This window comes from Micromonospora chokoriensis (assembly GCF_900091505.1).
In the GTDB taxonomy this organism is placed as follows: Bacteria; Actinomycetota; Actinomycetes; order Mycobacteriales; family Micromonosporaceae; genus Micromonospora; species Micromonospora chokoriensis.
Genome location: NZ_LT607409.1, coordinates 120,853 through 143,410 on the forward strand (window position 1 = coordinate 120,853; position 22,558 = coordinate 143,410).

Annotated in this window: 21 protein-coding genes and 1 pseudogene; 8 read left to right on the plus strand and 14 right to left on the minus strand. The window is 71.2% G+C overall.

Translation table 11 applies throughout. From position 1 onward, the window contains the following. The first annotated feature begins 30 nt into the window (after positions 1-30). Positions 31-1,278: an MFS transporter gene (locus GA0070612_RS00555; RefSeq protein WP_088986118.1), complete on the plus strand. Its 1,248-nt coding sequence runs from the start codon at positions 31-33 to the stop codon at positions 1,276-1,278. Between the two features lie 335 nt (positions 1,279-1,613). Here GA0070612_RS00555 and ctaD read toward each other — a convergent pair whose 3' ends face one another. Both ctaD and GA0070612_RS00565 read right to left on the minus strand, forming a co-directional pair. After that, positions 1,614-3,374, minus strand: a complete 1,761-nt coding sequence (ctaD, locus tag GA0070612_RS00560) for an aa3-type cytochrome oxidase subunit I (protein ID WP_088986119.1) — start codon at positions 3,372-3,374, stop codon at positions 1,614-1,616. Positions 3,375-3,504: 130 nt separating this feature from the next. Further along, on the minus strand, positions 3,505-4,611 hold the full coding sequence (locus tag GA0070612_RS00565) for an FAD-dependent monooxygenase (RefSeq protein WP_088986120.1): 1,107 nt from the start codon (positions 4,609-4,611) through the stop codon (positions 3,505-3,507). 300 nt (positions 4,612-4,911) lie between these two features. Here GA0070612_RS00565 and GA0070612_RS00570 point away from each other — a divergent pair, with 300 nt between their 5' ends. Together GA0070612_RS00570 and GA0070612_RS00575 are read left to right on the plus strand one after the other, a co-directional pair. Then, positions 4,912-6,036 (plus strand): GH12 family glycosyl hydrolase domain-containing protein, encoded by a 1,125-nt coding sequence (locus tag GA0070612_RS00570; RefSeq protein WP_088986121.1) that lies wholly within the window; start codon positions 4,912-4,914, stop codon positions 6,034-6,036. A 176-nt stretch (positions 6,037-6,212) separates the two neighbouring features. Then, a complete protein-coding gene (locus tag GA0070612_RS00575) occupies positions 6,213-7,778 on the plus strand; it encodes a SulP family inorganic anion transporter (RefSeq protein WP_088986122.1) in 1,566 nt (521 codons plus the stop codon). Between the two features lie 80 nt (positions 7,779-7,858). Here the strand turns inward: GA0070612_RS00575 and GA0070612_RS00580 are convergent, their stop codons facing one another. From GA0070612_RS00580 to GA0070612_RS00590, 4 genes are all read right to left on the minus strand, one after another. Beyond that, complete coding sequence (locus GA0070612_RS00580; RefSeq protein WP_088986123.1) at positions 7,859-8,452, minus strand: hypothetical protein; 594 nt, start codon at positions 8,450-8,452, stop codon at positions 7,859-7,861. An 83-nt stretch (positions 8,453-8,535) separates the two neighbouring features. Then, a complete protein-coding gene (locus GA0070612_RS00585) occupies positions 8,536-9,501 on the minus strand; it encodes a golvesin C-terminal-like domain-containing protein (protein WP_088986124.1) in 966 nt (321 codons plus the stop codon). Next, the gene (locus GA0070612_RS31745; protein ID WP_167393592.1) at positions 9,501-9,653 is read right to left on the minus strand and encodes a hypothetical protein; all 153 of its coding nucleotides are present in this window, start codon (positions 9,651-9,653) and stop codon (positions 9,501-9,503) included. The genes GA0070612_RS00585 and GA0070612_RS31745 overlap by 1 nt, the downstream gene beginning before the upstream one ends. Before the next feature lie 126 nt (positions 9,654-9,779). Further along, positions 9,780-10,568, minus strand: a complete 789-nt coding sequence (locus GA0070612_RS00590; protein ID WP_088986125.1) for an aldo/keto reductase — start codon at positions 10,566-10,568, stop codon at positions 9,780-9,782. A 179-nt stretch (positions 10,569-10,747) separates the two neighbouring features. Between GA0070612_RS00590 and GA0070612_RS00595 the strand changes: the two are divergent. Continuing rightward, positions 10,748-11,011: pseudogene (locus GA0070612_RS00595) on the plus strand (ATP-dependent DNA ligase); the annotation flags it as partial. Between the two features lie 13 nt (positions 11,012-11,024). Next, positions 11,025-12,215, plus strand: a complete 1,191-nt coding sequence (locus tag GA0070612_RS00600; RefSeq protein ID WP_088986126.1) for a threonine synthase — start codon at positions 11,025-11,027, stop codon at positions 12,213-12,215. 14 nt (positions 12,216-12,229) lie between these two features. On the opposite strand, the gene GA0070612_RS00605 is transcribed toward GA0070612_RS00600, so the two are convergent. The 3 genes from GA0070612_RS00605 to GA0070612_RS00615 form a co-directional block, all read right to left on the minus strand. Further along, the gene (locus GA0070612_RS00605) at positions 12,230-14,029 is read right to left on the minus strand and encodes a glycoside hydrolase family 15 protein (RefSeq protein WP_088986127.1); all 1,800 of its coding nucleotides are present in this window, start codon (positions 14,027-14,029) and stop codon (positions 12,230-12,232) included. A gap of 48 nt (positions 14,030-14,077) precedes the next feature. Continuing rightward, complete coding sequence (locus tag GA0070612_RS00610; protein ID WP_088986128.1) at positions 14,078-14,470, minus strand: cupin domain-containing protein; 393 nt, start codon at positions 14,468-14,470, stop codon at positions 14,078-14,080. A 410-nt stretch (positions 14,471-14,880) separates the two neighbouring features. Continuing rightward, positions 14,881-15,759 carry a sulfotransferase domain-containing protein gene (locus tag GA0070612_RS00615; RefSeq protein WP_088986129.1) on the minus strand — a complete coding sequence of 293 codons (879 nt, stop codon included), beginning with the start codon at positions 15,757-15,759 and terminating at the stop codon, positions 14,881-14,883. A gap of 91 nt (positions 15,760-15,850) precedes the next feature. Here GA0070612_RS00615 and GA0070612_RS00620 point away from each other — a divergent pair, with 91 nt between their 5' ends. After that, entirely contained in the window at positions 15,851-16,918 is a 1,068-nt protein-coding gene (locus GA0070612_RS00620; RefSeq protein ID WP_197699282.1) for a beta family protein, read from the plus strand. Positions 16,919-16,927: 9 nt separating this feature from the next. Here the strand turns inward: GA0070612_RS00620 and GA0070612_RS00625 are convergent, their stop codons facing one another. After that, positions 16,928-17,209, minus strand: coding sequence for an adhesin (locus tag GA0070612_RS00625; protein WP_088986130.1), 282 nt, complete (start codon positions 17,207-17,209; stop codon positions 16,928-16,930). Positions 17,210-17,779: 570 nt separating this feature from the next. Here GA0070612_RS00625 and GA0070612_RS00635 point away from each other — a divergent pair. After that, positions 17,780-18,496 carry an MIP/aquaporin family protein gene (locus GA0070612_RS00635; RefSeq protein WP_088986131.1) on the plus strand — a complete coding sequence of 239 codons (717 nt, stop codon included), beginning with the start codon at positions 17,780-17,782 and terminating at the stop codon, positions 18,494-18,496. 67 nt (positions 18,497-18,563) lie between these two features. On the opposite strand, the gene GA0070612_RS00640 is transcribed toward GA0070612_RS00635, so the two are convergent. The 3 genes from GA0070612_RS00640 to GA0070612_RS00650 form a co-directional block, all read right to left on the minus strand. Continuing rightward, complete coding sequence (locus tag GA0070612_RS00640; protein ID WP_197699283.1) at positions 18,564-18,890, minus strand: hypothetical protein; 327 nt, start codon at positions 18,888-18,890, stop codon at positions 18,564-18,566. A gap of 113 nt (positions 18,891-19,003) precedes the next feature. Continuing rightward, a complete protein-coding gene (locus tag GA0070612_RS00645) occupies positions 19,004-19,951 on the minus strand; it encodes a hypothetical protein (RefSeq protein WP_197699284.1) in 948 nt (315 codons plus the stop codon). 199 nt (positions 19,952-20,150) lie between these two features. Beyond that, complete coding sequence (locus GA0070612_RS00650) at positions 20,151-20,744, minus strand: pentapeptide repeat-containing protein (protein ID WP_088986133.1); 594 nt, start codon at positions 20,742-20,744, stop codon at positions 20,151-20,153. Positions 20,745-20,829: 85 nt separating this feature from the next. Between GA0070612_RS00650 and GA0070612_RS00655 the strand changes: the two genes are divergently transcribed. Further along, a complete protein-coding gene (locus GA0070612_RS00655; protein WP_088986134.1) occupies positions 20,830-22,062 on the plus strand; it encodes a serine hydrolase domain-containing protein in 1,233 nt (410 codons plus the stop codon). A 24-nt stretch (positions 22,063-22,086) separates the two neighbouring features. Here the strand turns inward: GA0070612_RS00655 and GA0070612_RS00660 are convergent, their stop codons facing one another. Next, a complete protein-coding gene (locus GA0070612_RS00660) occupies positions 22,087-22,551 on the minus strand; it encodes a PPOX class F420-dependent oxidoreductase (RefSeq protein ID WP_088986135.1) in 465 nt (154 codons plus the stop codon). Positions 22,552-22,558 lie beyond the last annotated feature (7 nt).

Here is a 22,558-nt window from a genome sequence, read left to right on the forward strand (position 1 = left end):
GGTTGGCCATCGGGCCGTCCCCCGTCCAGGATGTCGCCGGAGGTACGGACCCACGTGAACATGAAGCCTTACCGGCAGGCGCTCGCACTGCCCGGCCTGCGGTCGCTGCTGGTGGTGGCCGTCCTCGCCCGCATCCCGCTCACCGCGACCGGGGTGACGCTGACCTTCCACGTGGTGTTCGACCTCGGTCGAGGTTACGGGGCCGCCGGCCTGGTGGGCACGGCCGTCACCGTGGGCGCGGCGATCGGCGGGCCGGTCCTCGGCCGACTGGTGGACCGGCGGGGCCTCCGCCCGGTGCTGGTGCTCACCGGCATCGCCGAGGCCGTCTTCTGGTCGATCGCGCCGTCGCTGTCGTACCCCCTGCTGTTGCCGCTCGCCTTCGTGGCCGGCTCGCTGGCCCTGCCGATCTTCTCCGTGGTCCGTCAGTCGATCGCCGCGCTGGTCCCGGAGGACCAACGCCGCCCGGCGTACGCGTTGGACTCCATGTCGGTGGAGCTGTCGTTCATGATCGGCCCGGCGTTGGCCGTCGCCCTGGTCACCGCGATCTCCGCGCAGACCACCATGTACCTGGTCGGCGGCGGCATCGTCGCCGCCGGGATCGCCCTGTGGGTGGTCAACCCGCCGATCCGGGAGGCCACCGCCGAGCCGAGCGGCCCACCCCAGCCGGTACGTCGCCGGGAGTGGCTGACTCCCCGACTGCTCGCCGTGCTGGCGCTCAGCGCCGCGGCGACCCTGGTGCTCGGCGGCACCGACGTGGCGGTGGTCGCGGTGCTGCGGGCCAGCGGCGAGGTGGGCTGGACCGGCGCGGTGCTGGCCATCTGGGCGGTCGCCTCACTCGCCGGCGGGTTCGCCTACGGAGCTGTACACCGCTCGTTCTCCCCACTGGCGTTGACCGCCGCGCTGGCGCTGTGCACCATCCCGGTCGGGCTGGGTGGTGCGCACTGGTGGCTGCTGTCCCTGGCGCTGATCCCGGCCGGGGCGCTCTGCGCACCGACCATCGCGGCCGGCTCCGACGCGGTGAGCCGACTGGTCCCGGCCCAGGTACGCGGTGAGGCGATGGGTCTGCACGGGTCGGCGGTCACCGTGGGCATCGCGATCGGCGCGCCGCTCGCCGGCGCGGTGATCGACGCCAGCTCGCCGGTCTGGGGTTTCGTGGTCACCGGGGCACTGGGCGCGTTGGTCACCCTGGTGGTGCTCCCGATCGAGCTGCGCCGCCGCCGCGCCACCGCAACCACCCCACCACCGGTCGAGGCGGACCTCACCCCCACCACCCGCTGACAGCCCGTTCGTTGCCGCTGGCAGGCCGACTCGGCGTCGCCCGACGGGTGTGTGTCCCCGAAGACGGGCACCCTCGTCTCTAAGCCTGATGCCGCTGTGGCATCTAGATGCCACAGCGGCATCAGGCTTCACAGGGCATGACCCGGGGCCGACCGTTGCTGCCGACCCCGTGCCACCCGGCGCATTCCCCGACAGGTGCCCCGCTGCGCCTGGCGGCGCGCCCGCGGCCGAGCGACATCGACCCGAACCGGGCACCCGCCGACCCGGCAGACGGCGACGGGCGCCGCTCCCGGTAGTTCAGGAGAGGCGCCCGTCGTGCTGCTGAGCGTGGAGCGTCAGTGCCGATCGATGTCGCTGGCGGTGTCCTCGCGGTAGCTCGCGCCGCCGTCCGACTCGCTGGTGAGCGGCTTGGCGCCACCCTCCGGCGGGCCGGCCAGGCTCTGGCCGCCGGCGGCCAGCTCCGGGAACTTCGCGTCGAACGCCGGCCGCTCCGAGCGGATGCGGGGCATCCTGTCGAAGTTGCGCAGCGGCGGCGGGCTGCTGGTCGCCCACTCCAGCGAGTTGCCGTGCCCCCAGGGGTCGTTCACCTCGACCACCGGGCCGGTCTTGTACGACTTCCAGCAGTTGTAGATGAACGGCAGCGTGGAGATACCGGTGATGAACGCGCCGATCGTGGAGATCATGTTCAGCGTGGTGAAGCCGTCATCGGGCAGGTAGTCGGCGTACCGGCGGGGCATGCCCTCGTTGCCGAGCCAGTGCTGCACCAGGAACGTGGTGTGGAAACCGATCATGGTGAGCCAGAAGTGCACCTTGCCCAGGCGCTCGTCGAGCATCCGGCCGAACATCTTCGGGAACCAGAAGTAGATGCCCGCGAAGACCGCGAACACGATGGTGCCGAAGAGCACGTAGTGGAAGTGCGCCACCACGAAGTACGAGTCCGACACGTGGAAGTCGATCGGCGGGCTGGCCAGCAGCACACCGGTGAGACCACCGAAGAGGAAGGTGACCAGGAAGCCGACCGCCCAGAGCATGGGCGTCTCGAAGCTGATCTGGCCCCGCCACATGGTGCCGATCCAGTTGAAGAACTTCATACCGGTCGGCACGGCGATCAGGTAGCTCAGGAAGCTGAAGAACGGCAGCAGCACCTGGCCGGTGGCGAACATGTGGTGCGCCCAGACGCTCATGGAGAGCGCGGCGATCGCGACGGTCGCGGCGACCAGACCCTTGTAGCCGAAGATCGGCTTGCGGGAGAAGACCGGGATGATCTCACTGATGATGCCGAAGAACGGCAACGCCACGATGTAGACCTCGGGGTGCCCGAAGAACCAGAACAGGTGCTGCCAGAGCATCGGCCCACCGGTTGCCGGGTCGTAGACGTGCGCGCCGAGGATCCGGTCCGCGGCGAGCGCGAACAGCGCGGCGGCCAGCAGCGGGAAGACCAGGATCACCAGGAGGCTGGTGACCAGGATGTTCCACGTGAAGATCGGCATCCGGAACATGGTCATGCCGGGCGCGCGGAGCGTCAGCACGGTGGTGATCATGTTCACCGCACCGAGGATGGTGCCCAGGCCGGAGATGGCCAGCCCCATGATCCACATGTTGGCGCCGACGCCGGGCGAGTGCTCGACGCTGCTCAGCGGCGCGTACGCGAACCAGCCGAAGTCGGCGGCGCCACCCGGGGTGATGAACCCGGCGGTCGCCATCGTGCCGCCGAACAGGTACAGCCAGTAGGCGAAGCTGTTCAGCCGGGGGAAGGAGACGTCGGGTGCGCCGATCTGGATCGGCACGATGTAGTTCGCGAAGGCGAACACGATCGGCGTCGCGAAGAACAGCAACATGATCGTGCCGTGCATCGTGAAGAGCTGGTTGTACTGCTCCGGCGACAGGAACTGCAGCCCGGGTCGGGCCAGCTCAGCCCGCATGATCAGGGCCATCAGGCCACCGATCATGAAGAACACGAACGCGGTGATCATGTACATGATCCCGATCTGCTTCGCGTCCGTGGTTCGCAGCAGCCGCGCGAAGGCCGACCCCTTGACCGGCTCCCGGACCGGCCAGGGCCGGGTCACGACCGGCTTGGGTGCGACGGTGGTCACGAGTGGCCTCCGGTTCTCGGTTGTCCCGCTCGGCACACGCTGGTTATCGGCGGGCCGTCATCCGCAAGGAGGATAGTCCCCGGCAGGTCGCAGCGCCGCGTGGGGTGGCGTGACACGATCTACTACGGGCCTACAGCGGGCCGAGCAGGAGCCGGTAGTGCTCGCCGAAGATCCGGCCGCCGCGTCCGCGCAGCAGGGGGTCGCGCAGCGCCGGCGGCACGTCCCTGGTCCGGTTGCGGTCCCGGGTCCGGTCCCGCACCCATCGGGTACGCGGGCGGCGACGACTCTCGTACGCGACCAGGGCCGCGTCGACACTGTTGGCGGCCCGCAGCGACTCGGCCAGCACCACCGCATCCTCCAGCGCCATCGCCGCACCCTGGGAGAGCGTCGGCGCGGTGGCGTGCGCGGCGTCGCCGACCAGCAGCACCCGCCCCCGGTGCCAGCGGCCCAGCTCCACCTCGTCGGTGATCCCGACGTGCACCTCGTCGAGCGCGGCCAGCACCTCGGGCACCGGGCCCCGGTAGTCGGCGAAGAGTTCCCGCAGCCGCGCGAGGGGCTCGGCGGGCTTCTCGGTGCCGGCCTCGTCGGCGTACAGGTGCAGTCGCCCGGCGCCGATCGGCACCATCAGGAAACCGGAGCGCTGGCCGAGCAGGGCGGTCCACTCGGCGACCGGCGGGCCGTCCCGCAGCACCGCCCGGTAGACCACCTGCCCGACCGGCCGGGGCGGCCCTCCGAGCGCGGCCAACGCCCGCACCGAGGAGCGTGGCCCGTCGGCACCGATGACCAGGTCGTACTCAGTGGTGGTGCCGTCGGTGAAGGTGACGCCGACCGCGCCCGGCAGCAGGTCCAGGGTGCGGACCTCGGCGCCGTGCCGCACGGCCCCGCCGGCGCCGCTGAGCAGCACCCGGTGCAGGTCGGCCCGGGGCAACGCACGACACTCCCCGACCCCCGCCCAGAGGGTGTCGAGGTCGACCTCGCAGAGGTGCGCGCCTGCGGCGTCGAAGAAGTGCTGCCGGTGGATCACCTGCCCGAGCGGGCGGACCGGGTCGTGCAGGCCGAGCCGGTGCAGCGCCCGGGCGGCGTTGCCGGGCAGGTAGAGGCCGGTCTCGGTGGACTCCCCCGGCGGCAGCTTGTCGGTGACGTCCGGCCGGAAGCCCGCCAGGCGTAGCGCCCGGGCCACGGCGAGGCCAGCGATGCCCGCGCCGACGACGAGGATGCGCAGGGGGGAGCCACCCATGGTGGTGTACGCCTCCGGAGGGGGAGCGGAACGCGTTGGAGGCAACACGCTACTCGGAGCTATTGCCCCACACCAGGCCCCAATCGGCCGTCTCGGTGGCTCCCGTCGGCGGTTCGCGGCGCTTAGCTGGCTGTCGGGTGACAGCCGTCCGGCGGGGGCGTGGCAATCCTCACAATTCGCCAGTTTGACGCATGCAGTTGCGCCTTAGTTTCAAGCATGTAAATGTGTCGTTGAGCGTGGGAGCGCTCCCGCACCATCCCACCACATCCGCGCCCGGCACGCGCCGAGTCAAGGAGCATCATGAAACGTCAACTTCGGGCCCTGGCCGCCGCCGGGCTCCTCCTCACCAGCTCGCTGGTGGCCGTGACCCTCGGCGGCACCGCCTCCGCCGACACCCTGATCTGTGAGCAGTACGGCTCGACCACCATCCAGGGCCGCTACGTGGTGCAGAACAACCGCTGGGGCACCACCGCCCAACAGTGCATCAACGTCACCAACAACGGGTTCGAGATCCGAACGCTGAACGGCAGCAGCCCCACCAACGGGGCACCCACGGCGTACCCCTCGGTGTTCTTCGGTTGTCATTACACCAACTGCTCCCCCGGCACGAACCTGCCGATGCAGGTGAGTCAGATCAGCAGCGCCACCAGCAGCATCTCCTACCGGTACGTCAGCGGCGCCACCTACAACGCGTCGTACGACATCTGGCTGGACCCGTCGCCCAAGCGGGACGGGGTGAACCAGATGGAGATCATGATCTGGCTCAATCGGCAGGGCTCGATCCAGCCCATCGGCTCGGTGGTCGGCACCACCAACCTCGCCGGCCGCACCTGGGAGGTCTGGCGGGGCAGCAACGGCTCCAACAACGTCATCTCCTACGTCGCGCAGTCGGCGATCTCCAGCCTGAACTTCAGCGTGCTGGACTTCATCAACGACACCCGCAACCGTGGCGCGATCACCAACTCCTGGTACCTGACCAGCATCCAGGCCGGCTTCGAGCCGTGGCAGGGTGGCGTCGGCCTCGCGGTGACGTCGTTCTCGGCCAACGTCAACGGCGGTGGCGGCCCCACCAACCCGCCGCCGACCACCCCGCCGCCGGGCGGCGGCGCGAGCTGCGCGGTGAAGTACACGGCGAACTCGTGGAACAACGGCTTCACCGCCGACGTGCTTGTCACCAACACCGGGTCCAGTGCCATCAACGGCTGGGCGCTGAACTACAACCTGCCCAGCGGGCAGACCGTCACCAACGCCTGGAACGCCACGGTCAGCCAGAGCGGCTCTGCGGTGACCGCCCGAAACGTCGGCCACAACGGGTCCATCGCACCCGGTGGCACGGCGAGCTTCGGCTACCAGGGGACGCTGAACGGGTCGTACTCGTCGCCGAGCAGCTTCTCGCTCAACGGGGCAACCTGCTCCCGTAACTGACCCGACCCCACCACCACGTGCGGGGGCGCGACCGTCCAGGTCGCGCCCCCGCTCGTCGGTGGTCAGCCGCCTGCCCAGGTTGACGGCGCGGCAATCCGCACGGCAGACCGGCGATGAGAAGGGTGAAAGAATCACGCTTAACTATGCATTAATATTATCTAAGTACCTTTCGGCAGATGTCGACTTTCGCGTCATTTCGGCACGATGTTCCCTCGTCGATCGTCGTCTTCCTGATCGCCATCCCGCTGTCCCTGGGCATCGCTGCCGCCTCCGGAGCACCGCTGCTGGCCGGGTTGGTCGCCGCCGTCGTGGGCGGAATAGTCGCCGGCGCGCTCAGTGGCGCACCGCTCCAGGTGAGCGGGCCGGCGGCCGGGCTCACCGTGATCGTCGCGGGCACCATCGCCGAGTTCGGCTTCGCCGGCACCGCCGCGATCGTGACCGTCGCCGGCCTGCTACAGATCCTGCTGGGCGTCACCCGCCTCGGGCGGGCCGCGCTCGCCCTGTCGCCAACGGTCGTCCACGGGATGCTGGCCGGCATCGGCCTGGTCATCGCGCTGAGCCAGGTCCACGTCGCGCTCGGCGGCGCGCCCCAGAGCTCGGCGTGGGCGAACCTCCGTGACCTACCCGGCCAGATCGCCGACCACCACAGCGTGTCGGTGCTGCTCGGCGCGCTGACTATGATCCTGCTGCTGGTCTGGTCGCGTCTGGTCAAGACCACGATGCTGCCGGCGACCCTGGTCGCGGTGGTGGTCACCACAGTGGTCGCGACAATCCTCGACGCCGACGTGGAGCGGGTGGACCTGCCCGCCGACCCCCTGGGCGCGCTCACCTTCGCCCGCTGGCCCGACGCACCGCCGTGGGAGGTCCTCCCGGCAGTCCTCACCATCGCCCTGGTGGCAAGTGTGGAATCTCTTCTCTCCGCGGTGGCCGTCGACCGGATGCACCACGGCCCACGGGCGAACCTCGATCGTGAACTCATCGCCCAGGGCGCCGCGAACGCCGTGTCCGGAGGGCTCGGCGGCCTCCCGGTCACCGGCGTCATCGTGCGCAGCTCGGCCAACGTCGCAGCCGGGGCACGCACCCGCGCCTCTGCCGTCCTGCACGGAGTCTGGATCGCCGGGTTCGTGATGGCCGGCGCCGTACTGCTGGAGATGATCCCGATGGCCGCGCTCGCCGCCGTCCTCGTGGTGGTCGGCGTACGCCTGGTGAGCCTCGCCCAGATCCGCACCTACGCCCGACACCGGGAGCTGCCCATCTATGTCGTCACAGCGGTCGGCGTGGCCGCGACGGACCTGCTCATCGGGGTCGGGTTGGGCATGGCGACAGCGGTGCTCTTCATGTTGTGGCGGTTGGCCCGCTGCGAGATCCACGTCACCCAGCCGAGATCCGGCGCATGGCTCGTCTCGATCATCGGAACACTCGCCTTCGTCGCCTCCGGACGCCTCACCCGCCGACTCGCCGCCCTGCCCCCGGGACAGCACGTCGAACTCGAACTGCACCTGGACTACCTCGACCATGGCGCATACGAGACGATCCGCGACTGGCAGGCGTCCTACACCCGGGCCGGCGGCACCGTCCATGTCGACGAGGTGCACGGCTCGTGGCTACATCGTGCGGGCACCGACGGGCTCGGCACCGGCAAACGCACCTCCCCGTGCGTGACCCGGGGCCGCCAGCCTTCGGGTGCGCAGGGACCGGTGCGTCACGAGTTGCCGCCCCCGCGATCCACTCCGATCCCGTGATGTCGAGTCCATGAGCGGGGACCGTGCGGTGGTGACCAGGTGGTCAGCACCGCACGGCCCCGGTGTGGTCAGCGGTCCGCTCAGGCGGCCGGCGGGATGCTCCGCGACCGGGACAGCTTGCCGAAGCTGGACGCGGGGTCGTCGTAGGCGCTGCCGAACCCGCTGCCCGAGACTGTCGTCCAGGTGGACGTGCTGATGTGGACGGTGCCGTCCTCAGCCGTCCACCGCTCGCGCTCGAGCGGCTCGCCGTTCGGCACCCAGGTGACCTTGAGGACGGTGCTGCCCGTGCTCTCCTGCCGCTCACCGCAGATCTCGTCCCCGTCGACAACGTCGCAGTGCTGCCGAGACTCCCGGTAGGGCACGGTGGCGGTGAGCTTCGCGCCGTCGGTCAGCGAGAACGAGAAGCGGGTGACCGGCACGTCGTACGCGCTGCGGGAGACGCTGTCGCAGCCGTACACGCCGTCGGTGACGCCACAGGCGCTCTTGTGCCACTCGACGTCGACGACCGTGTCGCCGACCGCGGGCCGGGTCACGTCGACGAACATGCTGCCGTCGCCGTCGAAGTGGGCGTGCGCGTGGCGGCTGACGCTGTCGGCCTGCGCCGGGCCGGCGAACAGGGTGACCGTCGCGGCGGCGGTCAGGCCGGTCGCCAGGATGGTGCGGAAGCGGATCACGTTGCTCCTTCTAGAGGTGGAGCGATGACCTTAGATCAACGCACCGACATCCGCCGCCCGGTTTCGCCCGACGGCGGGGTCGGTCAGACCCGGGTGAGGCGTACGGCGTCGGCGATGACCAGACCGGTGGCGTTGCTCCACCGGCTCACCGCCACCCGGTTGGCGTCACCCGCCGGCAGCGCGAACGTGCCGAGGACCCGCCACTGCCCGCCGGTCACCCGCTGGTCGACGTAGACGGTCCGGTTGCCGGAGCTGGTGGCGACGATGTACGGGGTGGCGCTGTTGTAGCCGCTGTTCGTCGGCCACCAGGCCTCGACCCGGTAGTTGCCGGCCGCCGGCACGTTGAACCGGTACCAGGCGGGGTCGCTGGCGGCGACCGGATCGGCGTACCGGTAGTCGGCGCCGTACCGCTGGCTGGAGTACGTCGAGACACCCCAGCTGGCGCTGGCGGTGAACCGGCCGGCCGTGGTGTTGTCCACAGTGGAAGACCACGCGGTGCCGCTGCCGGCCATCTTCGCCGCGACGTCGGCCCTCATCACGGTGAGGTCGATGAAGGACGGGTCGATCTTGCCGGTGGTGCTGGTCTCCCGGTGACCGCGGGCGTAGCTGCTGTCGCGGCCGAGGCGGGTGAGCACGGCGGCGGTGGCGGCGATCGACGCGTTGTACTGCGCGGCGGTCATCTCCTGGTTGACGCCGTTGTAGTCGATCTCCCACCCGATCATCAGGGTGTTGCCGTCCCCGGACGGGATCGGCCCGCTGCCACCGCTGACCCCCGCGTGGTTGCAGCGGCCGGCGGAGATGACGTGGAAGACACCGTTGTAGTCGACGAGCGCCTGACAGAGCGGCCCGGGCAGGTCGGACCGGCCGTTGATGCAGATGCCGAGCGCCGGGTGCGGGTTGCCGGCGCTGCTGGTGGAGGCGGTGTGGTGCCAGAGCACACCGATCGGGTCGAAGGAGCCGGGTCGCATCCGGTTGAGCCAGTCGCCCTCGACGACGACCTGGACCCCGGCGCCGCGCAGCACGTCGACGAGCCAGGGAATGGTCGCCATCAGGCGTCCTGGAACAGGTCGGCGAGGCACTCGGCCTGCGGTGCGGCGTTCGCCGGCCGGGGGCGGGCGACGACTGTCAACGCGGCGACCACCAGGGCGGGGATGCCGAGCACCCCGCGGCGGCGCAGACGGATGGATGGTGATCGGGTCATGGCGATCCTCCAGCGACGGCGGGCACGAACGGATCGACGATCGTGCTGACGGGCACGCTATACCGTCACGGACGTCGATGTCGATACCCTTCACCGCCGGAGCGATGATTGAAGGAAACCGCCGTGTCAGGTGTCGCCGAGCGCGTCGATGTCGCGCATCTCCTCCGCCGTCAGCGAGAAGTGGAACACGTCGAAGTTGGCGGTGATCCGCTCCGGCGTCACCGACTTCGGGATCGCCACGATCTCGTGGTCGATGTGCCAGCGCAGCACCACCTGCGCCGGGGAGACGTCGTGCGCCGCCGCGATCCTGGTCAGCACCGGGTCGCTGAGGTCACTGGTCTTGAACGGGCTGTACCCCTCCAACACCACCCCCCGGTCCCGGTGCTCGGCGTGCCGCTGCCGGTCGTACAGCGCCGGACTCCACTCGATCTGGTTGACCGCCGGGTTCTCCTCGGTCGACTGGATCAACTCGTCGATCTGCCCGGTGCTGTAGTTGCTGACGCCGATCGCCCGGGTCAGGTTCTCGTCCCGGGCGGCGATCAGCTCCCGCCAGAGCGGGATGCTGTCCGTCGGTGACGACGGCGGCCAGTGGATCAACCACAGGTCCAGGTGGTCGACGCCGAGCGCCTCCAGGCTGGCCTCCAACGTCGCGCGCTCCTGGCCCACCCGGTTCGGCGGGAGCTTCGTGGTGATGAAGACGTCATCCCGGCGCAGCCCGCTCTCCCGCACCGCCCGGCCGACCTCCCGCTCGTTGCCGTACACGGTGGCGGTGTCGATGTGCCGGTAGCCGGTGTCGAGCGCGGCCAGCACCGCGTCGTAGCCGGCCTGGCCGGTGGCCTGCCAGGTGCCGAAGCCGAGCAGGGGCATCCGCACGTCACCGGGGAGCAGGGCGGCGGGCTGGTCGGTGAGGTCCATGAGGTCCGTTCTACCCCGCCGAGCCCGCTGCCGCCGAGTGAACCGGACACTCCGGCGTCCAGCGCGACGGTTCGCCATGGCGGAGAATGCGGAGTGTGACGGACCGGTTGGAGGAGTACCGGCGACGACGGGACGCGGCCCGGACACCGGAGCCCGTGCCGGAGCGGAGCCCCACGGGCGCCCAGCACCTGGTGGTCGACCTGCTGCGGCTGGAGGGCGTGAGCAGCGTCGACGTGCCGTACGCGCAACGCCGGGAGCTGCTCGATGGGCTGGCCTTGGCGGGTACGCACTGGCAGACTCCGCCGTGGTTCCCCGGCGCGGGCGACGAGGCCCTGCGCGCCGGGCAGGAGCAAGGCCTGCCGGGCGTGGTCGCCAAGCGGCTGGACTCGGTCTACGAGCCGGGGCGGCGCAGTCGGCACTGGCTGAGCGTCGACGCGGTCTGACGCGAGGAGCGACGTGTACCTGACCCACCTGGACTGTCCGCGCTGCGGACGCGAGCACCCCGCCGACCGGTTGCAGAACCTCTGCGGGTGCGGCTCGCCGCTGCTGGCCCGCTACGACCTGCCGGCGGTGGCGAAGGCGGTCACCCCGGAACGCTTCCCGCTGCGCCCGGCCGACCTGTGGCGCTACCGGGAGCTGCTGCCGGTCGGCGACCCACGGCACGTCACGACGCTCGGTGAGGGCTGGACGCCGCTGCTGCGCGCTCCCGCGTACGGCACCGAGATCGGCATCACCGACCTGTTGGTGAAGGACGAGGGGTTGATCCCGACCGGCTCGTTCAAGGCACGGGGCGCCGCGGTCGGCGTGAGCCGCGCCCGTGAGCTGGGCGTCGAGCGGATCGCCATGCCCACCAACGGCAACGCCGGGTCGGCCTGGGCCACGTACGCCGCGCGGGCCGGGATCGGCGCGACCATCGTCATGCCGCTGGAGGCGCCGGGCATCTGTCGACGCGAGTGCGTCGCCGCCGGCGCGGATCTGCGCCTGGTCGACGGGCTGATCAGCGACGCCGGTCGGCGGGTGGCCGAGTTGATCGCGGAGTCGAAGGGAACGATCTTCGACGCCGGCACGCTGCGCGAGCCCTACCGGCTCGAGGGCAAGAAGACGATGGGGTACGAGATCGTCGAGCAGCTCGGCTGGCAGATCCCCGACGTGATCATCTATCCGACGGGCGGCGGTGTCGGCCTGATCGGCATCCACAAGGCCATGCACGAGCTACGCGAGCTGGGCTGGATCGGCGACAAGCTGCCCCGACTGGTGGCCGTGCAGTCGACCGGCTGCGCGCCGATCGTGCGGGCGTTCGCCGCCGGTGCGGACCGGGCGGAGCCGTGGGAGGACGCGCACACCGTGGCGTTCGGCATCACCGTGCCGGCTCCGCTGGCCGACGAGCTGATCCTGGCGGCGTTGCGGGAGTCGTCCGGCACGGCAGTTGCCGTCGACGACGCGGACCTGCTGGCCGACCTTCGGGAGTTCGCCGGCCGGGAGGGATTGCTGCTCTGCCCGGAGGGCGCGGCCTGCCTGACGGCGGCCCGGCACCTGCGCGCCGGCGGGTGGATCCGGGCCGGCGAACGGGTGGTGGTGCTCAACACCGGCGCGGGACTGAAGTATCCGGACACCGTCGACGTGTCCGGCGTACCCGTGCTGAGCTGAGCCGCGCCCGCGGCTCAGAAACTGTTCGGCTCGGTCAACCGCCAGGCGGCGTTGATCAACCCGATGTGCGAGAGCGCCTGCGGGGTGTTGCCGAGCTGCATCCCGGTGGTCAGGTCGATCTGCTCGCTGAACAGCCCCACGTCGTTGGAGAACCCGATCACCCGCTCGAACAGCGCCTCGGCCCGCTTCGGCTCCCCCGCCATCACAAGGCACTCCACCAGCCAGAACGAGCACAGCAGGAAGCCGGCCGGGTCGGTCGTCCACCGACGCAGCAATCCGTTCTCGGTGCCCAGGTCCCGCTCGACCATCTCGATCGTGGAGCGCATCCGCGGGTCGGTGGCCGGCAGAAAACGCGCCACCGGCATGGCGAGCACCGAGGCGTCCAGCTCCGGCGACCCGAACGCCCCGGTGAACGCCCCGATCCGCTCGTTCCACCCCTCGCGCAGCACGGTGTCGCGGATCTCGTCGCGTACCGCCGCCCAACGGTGCGGGTCGGCCCGGTCGCCGAGCCGGTCGGCGAGCCCCACCGCCCGGTCCAACGCCAACCAGCAGGACACCTTGGACGACACGTAGTGCCGCTCCTCGTCCCGGGTCTCCCAGATGCCCCGATCCGGCAGATGCCAGGTCGCGGCCACCTGCTCGGCCAACCCGAGCACCATCTCCTGCAACTCACCGTCGAACCTCGCCCCGAGGTAGTCGCGCAGCCGCCACACCGCCGACATCACCTCCCCGGGCACGTCGAGCTGCCGCTGCCGCCAGGCGTCGTTGCCGACCCGGACCGGCCTGCTGTCGCGGTACCCGCGCAGGTGGTCGCAGTGGTGCTCGGAGATGTCCCGCTCACCCTCCAACCCGAAGAGCACCGGCACGGGTTCGTCGCCGAACCGGCCGATCGAGCGGGTCGCCCAGGCGAACAGCCGCGACGTCTCGTCGGGACATGCCGCCACCCAGAGCGCGCGCATCGTCAACGAGAAGTCCCGCAACCAGGAGTAGCGGTAGTCGTAGTTGCGGTCGCCGCCGATTTGCTCGGGCAGCGAACTGGTCAGCGCCGCGGCGACCGCGCCACTGCGGGCGTACGTGAGACCGGTCAGGACCGTCGCGCTGTGCCGGACGAGTTCGGGGTACCGCCCCTTGTAGATGTGCGTGTCGCGGAACGCCTGCCACGCCTGCGTCGTCTCGTCGAGAGCGGTCAACGGTTTGATCCGGGCCGGCGGGGTGCCGTACGCCTCACCGTACGCCGCGTCCATCCCGATCACCTGACCGGCGGAGATCTCGAACTCGTGGCTGACCCGGTCGACGCCCGCCCGCAGGTCCAGACCGTCGGCGCGCAACACCAGCACCACCGGGCCCGCGCCGGCCAGCACACTCCCGTCGGACTGCTCGTGCAGGTACGGAGTGAGCAGCCCGTACTCGGGTCGGGGCGCGAAGTCCAGCGCCATCCGCACCCGCCCGGACAACCCATGCACCACCCGGATCAGTACGGCGGGTGAGTTCTTGCCCAGCTCGTGCGCACGGGCTCCGGCCTCGGCGGCGAGGGCGTCGGTGACCGCCACACTGCCCTCCGGCGTGTGGTGCACCGTCCGGAGCACCAGGGAGTCCGGCAGGTACGCCCGCTCCATCCGATGCCCCGGTCCGCCGACGCCCACCGGCGCCAGTGTGAAGTGCCCGGCGCCCGGGTCGAGTAGCCGCCCGAACACGGACGTCCCGTCGAACCGGTGCGGGCACCACCAGTCGACCGACCCGTCCTTGCCGACCAGGGCACCGGATCGAGAGTCCGAGAGGAATGCGTAGTCGGAGATCGCCGGCTGCTGCTCCACCCGCCGCGGGTACCCACATCGGGCCGGATCACGCAGCCGGCGGCCGGATCACTCGGTGGGCGGCTCGTCCTCGCCCGCCGCCTCCGCCGCGTCGGCCTCCTCCTTGGTCCGGTGCACCGCCTGGTCGGCGTGCTCCGGCGGGCCGTAGACGGTGTACAGCACCAGCGGGTTGGGACCGGTGTTGACGAAGTTGTGCTTGGTGCCGGACGGCACCACGACCAGGTCGCCCGCGGCGACCTTCTTCTTCTCACCGGCGACCCGGGCCTCGCCGACGCCGCTGACGAACGTCAGGATCTGGTCGATGCCCTCGTGGACCTCCTCGCCGATCTCACCACCGGCGGGGATGGTCATGATGACCAGCTGGGTGCGCTCACCGGTCCACAGCACCCGCCGGAAATCCGGGCTCTTCTCGGCGACGGTAGCGATCGTGAAATGCTCCATGCCCCCGCTCATACCCCGTTCGGCGGTGCACCACGCCGGGACTCGCAGATGGTGGAATTCCCCACGTTCGGCGGGTTTGGATCCGCACGTACCGGGGATCGACAACCCCGACCGGCACGAGCGGCCGGTCGAGCCAGGTCCCCGCTGGCGTACCGCCGAACGGCTGCGGTGGTGGGAGACGGCCAGAGCGCGGCGACGTTGCGACCACGGTCCAACGGCGCCGCGCGCTCGTGTCCACCCCCACCCCCACCCCACCCCACCCCACCCCACCCACCCCCACCTATGTCGATCATGGAGTTGTGGTGGGTGACAAAGTAGCTGCTATGGCATCAGACTGGGCACCACAACTCCATGATCGACGCAGCCGGGGCGGGGCGCGGCGGGGCGGGGCGGGGCGGGGCGGGGTTGGGTTAGTGGTGTAGCCAGGTGAGGAGGTCGGGGGCGGCCAGCGTCGCTGCGCGCTTTTCGTAGGTGGCCTGTGCGGTGGCGTCCAGCATGTTCCGGCCCTGGCCTGAGCCGCCCTGGCGGAAGAAGGCCCGGCGGTCGCGCAGCACACCGAGCGTGTCCGGAGCGAGCCGGTCGGCCCGCTCGCGCATCCGGCCGAAGGTCGCCGCCTCCACCAGCTCCGGCCCCGGGCGCGGCAGCTCCCACCGGTCGGCGAGCCGGCGCATCTCACCGCCCAGGTCGGCCAACAGGTCGTCGTAGTGCACCAGCGCGACGTTCGGTTCGTGTCGACGGGCCCAGGCGTCGGTCAGGTGCAGCATCACCCCGGGCAGCGAGTCCAGCTCGGCGCGCGGGTCGACCTCCTGGTCGACCCAGCTGCGCAGCCACTGCTCCACCGGCACGCGCTCCCGGGCCGGCCCGGACGGGGCCGGCTGGCCGGTCAGCTCCGCGAGGCGCGCCCGATCCAGGTTGCTCGCCTGGTGGTAGAGGGAGACCGCCATGTCCAGCGGGTGCCGGGCCACCACCACGTAGTGCGCCCGGGGGTCGAGAGGCACCCCGTCCAGCGGGGTGTGCGTCTTGATGAACCGCCGGTGCGGCTGCGCGGCCAGCCTGTCGAACACCACGTCACGGGGTTCGGCGAGCCAGTCCAGCCAGGGCGACAGCACGTTCAGCGGCGCCGGCAGCTCGGGAGTGCCCAGCACCAGCAACGCACAGATCATCTGCATCCAGGTGGTGCCGCTCTTGGAACGGGTGCTGATCACGATGTCCCCGTCACGGAACGGGAATCCGGCCCACCGGCCGCTGTCCTCGTCGTCGGAGCGGTATCGGTGCGCGGGCTCAGGCATCGGAGGAGCGTAGTCGCCGAGGCGACAGTCGAGCAGCCGAATTCCGACTCCACCAGCTGTGACATATGCGCATGCCTGGCTAGATTGAAGTATGGTGCCCGCCCCCGGGAGCCGGGCGGCGGAACCGGTCTACCGCCCGATCCTCGCCTGCCGGCGCGGTGAGCTGGATGCCCTCAGCCACCTCGACGACACGGCCACCGCCCTTGTCGCCCCGGTCCTGGAGATCGGCGCCGTCGACCGGACCACAGTGGACGTTCTGCGCCGACTGCCACCCCGGCTCCGGCCGGCCGTGGACGTCAGCGCCCTCCCCGACAGCCGCGCAGCGGAGCTGAGCCGCTGGGGCGTACCCCTGGTGCCGGTCATCGGCCTCGCGGAGAGCGACCACCGGTTGGTCGTGCACGGCGCGGCGGCACGGGCGTGCGGCCGGCGGGCGCTGATCCGCCTGCGGGCCGGACAGGACCGGGCCGGGCCGGACGGCAGCACCGCCGCCGCCGAACGGGTCTGGAGGTCCACCGACCTCGTTCCGGAGGAGTGCGACCTGCTGGTGGACGCCGGGGACGTGTGCTGCCCGGCGGATGTGCGGGCGGCCGAACCTCGGGTGCGCCGCCTGCTCGACTGGGCACGCCGGCACGCCTGGCGGTCGGTGACCGTGGCAGCGGGTGGGATGCCACCGACGTTGTCCCGGCTGCCCACCGACGAGCCGATCCGGTTGGACCGCTGGGACTGGCAGCTCTGGCAACGATTGGCCGACACCGGGGTCGACTACGGCGACTACGGAGTCCACCCGGCCGTGTCCGGCAGCGGTGATCCTGGTGACCGGCTACCGACGGTGCGGTACACCGACGACGGCAGCTGGTGGATCTACCGCTGGGCGCGGCGAGGTGGCCGGGGCGACGAGCGGTTCGCCGACCTGTGCCGCACGCTGGTGTCGGCGCCGCACTGGCCGAGCACCGGGGCGGCGTTCTCCTGGGGCGACCACGAACTGCTCCGCCGGGCCCGCCGGGGCGCCGGCGCCGGTTCGGCCGCCAACTGGGCGGCCTGGAGCACCTCGCACCACCTGGCGTACGTGCTCGCCACGCTGTTGCGCCCGGACGGCGACACCGCGCCGAGGTGGAATCCCCGGCCCGGTCCGCCACAGCGCGGACGTTCGCTGCGGTGAGACGGCTGGCTACTGCTTCTCGGTGAAGCCGAACTGGATGACGCCCTCGTCGTCGACGGTGGCGTCCACCGAGGCGTCGCCGAGCAGTTCGGCCGCGTCCTCGTCGAGGAAGATGCGGGCACCCTGGTTGTCGACCACGCGGTCGCCCTGCGCCGGCTCGGGCACCAACTCCACCGAGAGCGAGCCGGCCTCGGCGTCGGCGGCGATGCGCACTCCGCCGCCCTCGGCGACGTCCTGCTGGTTGGCCAGGTCACGGATGACGAGCACGGCATTGTCGGTCATGGTGAGCATGAGTGGAACTCCTCGTGGAATCTCGGCTCCCGGTCGGAACCCTCGCAGACCGGCTGATCGGTCCGCGTACGAGCGCATCGGGGAGGCGACAGAAAGGGCGAACGGTCATTGCCGTCGCGTCGAATCGGGGCAGCTGAGGGCCCCGCCACCTCCACCGTGCCCGCTGACCGGCGATCCGTCAAATAGAGCCAGGTCAGTCGAGAGCGGGGGCCGGGGCCAGCCAGGCGAATCTCGTTGACCGCCGCGCGGCCGGCCCGGTTGGCACCGATCGTGCTGGCCGAGGGGCCGTAACCGACCAGGTGTCCGCCGGTACGAACCGCCCGTCCGCCCAGGCCACCCCGTCGGGTGTGATCCGGTCGAACACGGGTAGCCGGTCCAGGACGCCCCGCTCGCGCAGCCGGCGTACCTCCGGCGTGCGGCCAGAACCGGCCCCGATCACCACGACGTCCGCTGAGCGGGTGTCCACCTGGTGTGCAACACCCTGGTCGGCAACGGTGTGCCCGCGCTCGGCCGTCGCACCGATCACAGACTTTCGCCAATGACCCCCTGACCTGCGCCTACGCTGAGTGGATGAGCGATTTCCGTCGGTACGCGTCCGAGTTCCTCGGCACCCTGCTGCTCGTCTTCTTCGGAGTGGGCAGCGCCGTCGCGGCACGGGTTCAGGGCGGCGTGGTGGTGGTCGCGCTGACCTTCGGGTTCGTGATGCTCGCTCTCGTCTACACGATCGGCCCACTGTCCGGCAGTCACGTCAACCCGGCGGTGACACTCGGCGTGCTGCTCTCCGGAAAGATCTCGGTGCTCGGCGCGGTGGCGTACTGGATCGCCCAGTTCGTGGGAGCGACGGTGGCCGCCTTCGTGCTCTGGGCGCTGACCCGCTGGGGCGACGTCGCGGACCAGACCGGTGCGCTGGGCACCAACGGTTACGGCGCCCACATCAACCGGGGCGGCGCGGCGGTGCTGGAGGTCGTGCTGACCTTCCTGTTCGTCCTCGTCGTCCTGGTGGTGACCAGCCGGAGTGAGAACCCTGGCACCGCCGGCGTGGCCATCGGGTTGGCCCTCGCCGCGACCCAGCTGGTCGGTCTGACGCTGACCGGCGCGGCGGTCAACCCGGCCCGCGCGTTCGGCCCGGCGGTCTTCGAGGGTGGCGTGGCCCTGCGGCAGCTCTGGGTGTTCATCGTCTTCCCACTGCTCGGCGGGGCGCTCGCCGCCCTGGTCGCGCCGTTGGTCATGGGGGCGCAGCGGCACTACTGGGGTGGACACGAGAAGTCGGTGGGACGACCGACGTAGTCCACGTGGCAGCATCTGTCGAGGGGGCCGGGAGGCGCAGGCCCGCGTCTCCCGACCGGGCACGGGCTCAGGCGGGACGCTTCGGCGGGGGGACCACCGCCGTCGGGTCGCCACGCTCGATGAGGGCGGCGATCTCGGCGGCCCGCAGCCCGCGCAGTGCCAGCACCCGGGTGCCCCAACGGTGCAGGCGACACGGGTGCGGGCTGGCGTCGTTGCGGCAGATCACTCCCCCGGACCACCGCCGGGGGGCGTGCACCACCACCGCCCGTACCGCGAACTGGGTGTCCTCGCCCGTCACGTACGGCGGCAGGGGGATGTCGCGGAGCACCTCCCCGGACGCTTCGGCGGCACCGGACGAAGCGGCGCGACGGACGCGGTGGGCGGTACTACTCATCTCCGCTGCCTCCACACTGGATGGTCGGATGGGGACAGCAGAAAGTTACGACCTCCTCGACCGTCGGCGACGGACAAACTGTCCCGCTGTGTGGCCGCGCAGCGGTTGGTCGGTCAGCGGACCGCCACTGCCTGGAGGCCGACGTTGCCGCAGTGCGGCGTGAAGACCTTCTCGACCTTCCAGTTCAGCAGCAGTCGGGCGCCCTTCGGGGCGGTGAACTTGATGGTGAACTGGGCACTCTGACTCGTGTACGGGTCCTCCAGCACCACGCTGCTGGCGGGCCCGCCGGTGGACAGTCGCGCCTCCAGGCGCCCCCGGGCCATCCAGGTGCCGCCGTAGAGCTGGACCGTGCGTGACTCACCGCTGCCGGCGACGGCGAGGGAGAACCCGTTTCCGGTGCCGCAGGTGTAGACGCCCTGTGCACTGTCCCGTGCCGACCGCTGCGACGAGCCGTCGGACCACCGGACGTGCTCCTGGTTGCCGTCCCAGGCGACCCGCGTGCCGGCGCCACCCTCGTCGGCGATCTCCCCGGAACCCGCCCGCTTGCGGACCGTCGAACCGCCCCCGCGCTGCCCCCAGTGCATCCAGTCCCGGGCACCCACGGCGGTCAGGTTGACCTCGGCGGGCATCTCCCCCCGGGTCACCGACAGCTCCGGCGACTGCGACGGCGGCGGGGCCGGCGCGGTCACCGACGGCGTCGGGTCGGGCGAGGGCGGGCGCTGGCGCGGACGCAGGCCCGGCTCGGCCAGCCCCGCGTCACCGGTGCGCCCGTCGGTGGCCGGGAAGCCGGGAGAACGGGCGACGACCCCGGTCACGCCGCCCGAGCCATCCGCCTGGTCGTCGTCGGGCGCCGGTTCCGACCGGAGGCTCAGGTACGAGATCAACGCCGCCAGGCAGGCGAGTACGGCGACCCCCTCCACCGCCCAGCGCCGGCGCTTCCGGGCACGGGCGACCCGGCGCAGCGCGGCGCGGGTCTGCCCGGAGGTGACGGCACCCGAGCGGTGCTTCGCCGATGCGTCCTCGGCACCCGAACCAGTCCGCGTGCGGTCTTCGTCCGCCACCGACCCCTCCAACTCCACCACCCGGCCGCCGCCGGCCGCAGCGGATCACACCGTCCACTGTGGGCCGTTTCGCGTTCGTACCGGTGTGGACGACACGCTAGATCCGGACTGCCGGACGTGTCCAGCCCGCAGCCGCACGATGCCCGCCCGTCCCGCCCGCGCGGGTGGGCACTTCGGCAGGCCACCGACGCCGCGCGGGTCAGCCGATCCGAAAACCGAGCAACTGCGCGATGACCACGGCCTGCCCGACGTCGACGATCGCGCCGGCCCGCTCGACGACCGTCGGATCGAGCGCGGTGAGGTCGCTGCCCCGCAGGTCGGCGCCACCGAGCCGAACGTTGAGCAACTGGGCGCCGGACAGGTCGACGCCGGTGACGGTGGCGCCGGTCAGGTTGGCCCGGGTCAGGTCCACCTCCCGCATCCGCACCCCGGTCAGCCGGACACCCCGCAGGTCGGCGCCGGGCAACGCGACGAAGGACCAGTCACCGCCGTCGACAGTCAACGGGCGCAGGTCGCAGTCGACGAACGTGCTGCCGACCAGTTTGCAGCCGGTGAACTCGGCCTCGAAGAAGTTGCACCGGCGGAAGACGCACCGGGTGAACGCCGAGTCGACATGCCGGGACGTGTTGAACCGGACGTTGCCGAACGTGCACCCGGTGAAGACCGCTCCCCGACTCACCGCCTCGGTCAGGTCCACGTCGAAGAACTCACAACTCACGAAGTGGCGGTCGGTCAGCTCCTCGCCGTACCAGTCCTCGTTGCGGAAGGTCACATCCTCGGTCAGCACCGGCATCCGGCCAGGTTAGTGGGCAGCGGCGCCGGCCGAGCCGGGACGACCCCCTTCCCGCACCGGCGTACCGCCGAGTAGGTTCGGCGACGTGAGCGTGGCGCGGAGCAAGGACCCGGATCAGATCGGCCTCGACCCGGCGCGGTTGGCGCGGATCGACGAGCACTTCGGCCGGTACGTGGACGACGGCCGCCTGGCCGGCTGGCAGGTGGTGGTCACCCGCCGCGGCGAGGTGGCGCACTCCTCGACGTACGGGCTGCGGGACCGGGAGTCGGGTGCCCCGGTGGAGGCGGACACGCTCTGGCGGATCTACTCGATGACCAAGCCGGTCACCTCGGTCGCGGCGATGATGCTCTGGGAGGAGGGCCGGTTCGAGCTGACCGACGAGATCAGCCGCTGGCTGCCGGAGTTCGCCGACCTGCGGGTCTACTCGAAGGGGTCGGTGCTCAAGCCGTACACGGTGCCGGCGACCGAGCCGATCCGGGTCTGTCACCTGCTCACCCACACGGCCGGCCTGACGTACGGCTTCATGCAGACCTCGGTGGTCGACGGCCTGTACCGGGCCGCCGGTTACGACCTGTACCCGCCGGCGGACGTCGACCTGGCCGCTGCCTGCGCGGTCTTCGGCGAGCTGCCGCTGCTGTTCCAGCCCGGCTCCGCCTGGGGCTACTCGGTCGCCACCGACGTGCTCGGCCGGCTCGTCGAGGTCGTCTCCGGGCAGAGCCTCGACACGTTCTTCGCCGACCGGATCTTCGGACCGCTGGGCATGACCGACACCCGCTGGTGGGTGGACGGCGACGAGGCCGACCGGATGGCCGCCCTCTACGTGCCGGAGCCGCGCAGCGGGAAGGCCGTCCGTTACGACAGCCTCGGCGCACTCGCGTTGCGCAAGCCCGCCCTGCTGTCCGGCGGCGGCGGTCTGATCTCCAGCGCGGCCGACTACCACCGCTTCACCCAGATGCTGCTGCGCGGCGGCGAGCTGGACGGCGTCCGGCTGCTCGGGCCGCGCACGGTGCGGTTCATGACCCGCAACCACCTGCCCGGGGGTCAGGACCTGGGCACCCTGTCCACCGGCGGCTTCGCCGAGACGACCCTGGACGGGATCGGCTTCGGCCTCGGCTTCGCGGTCGTCGACGACCCGGTCCCCAGCCGGGTGCCGAGCAGCGTCGGCGAGTACTACTGGGGTGGGGTGGCCAGCACCGCCTTCTGGGTGGACCCGGTCGAGGAGATCACCGCGTTGCTGTTCACCCAGCTGATGCCGTCGAGCACCTACCCGCTGCGCTCCCAGCTGCGCCAGTTGGTCTACGCGGCCCAGACCGACTGACGGCTGCGGGGCCGCGAGGAGCGGTCAGTCGGCGAGGCGGGCGGGGAAGCCGCCGGTGGCGATCGGGCCCCACGAGTCGATGGTGACCCGGATCAGCGACTTGCCCTGGCGCACCATCGCCGCCCGGTAGTCGTCCCAGTCCGGGTGCTCGCCGGAGATGCTGCGGAAGTAGTCGACCAGCGGCTCCAGCGCCTCGGGCAGGTCGAGCACCTCGGCGGTGCCGTCGATCTGCACCCAGGGGCCGTTCCAGTCGTCGCTGAGCACGCACGCCGACACCCGGGGGTCCCGGCGGATGTTGGTCACCTTGGCCCGCTCGGGGTAGGTCGAGACGACCAGCCGGCCCTGCCCGTCGATCCCGGCGGAGACCGGGGAGGACTGCGGTCGCCCGTCGGCCCGGGTGGTCATCAGCACGACGCGGTGTCGCGTCCGGAGGAAGTCGAGCAGGTCGGCCCGGTCGACCCGGGTGTTCCGTGCGATGCTGCGCGCCATTCGTCGT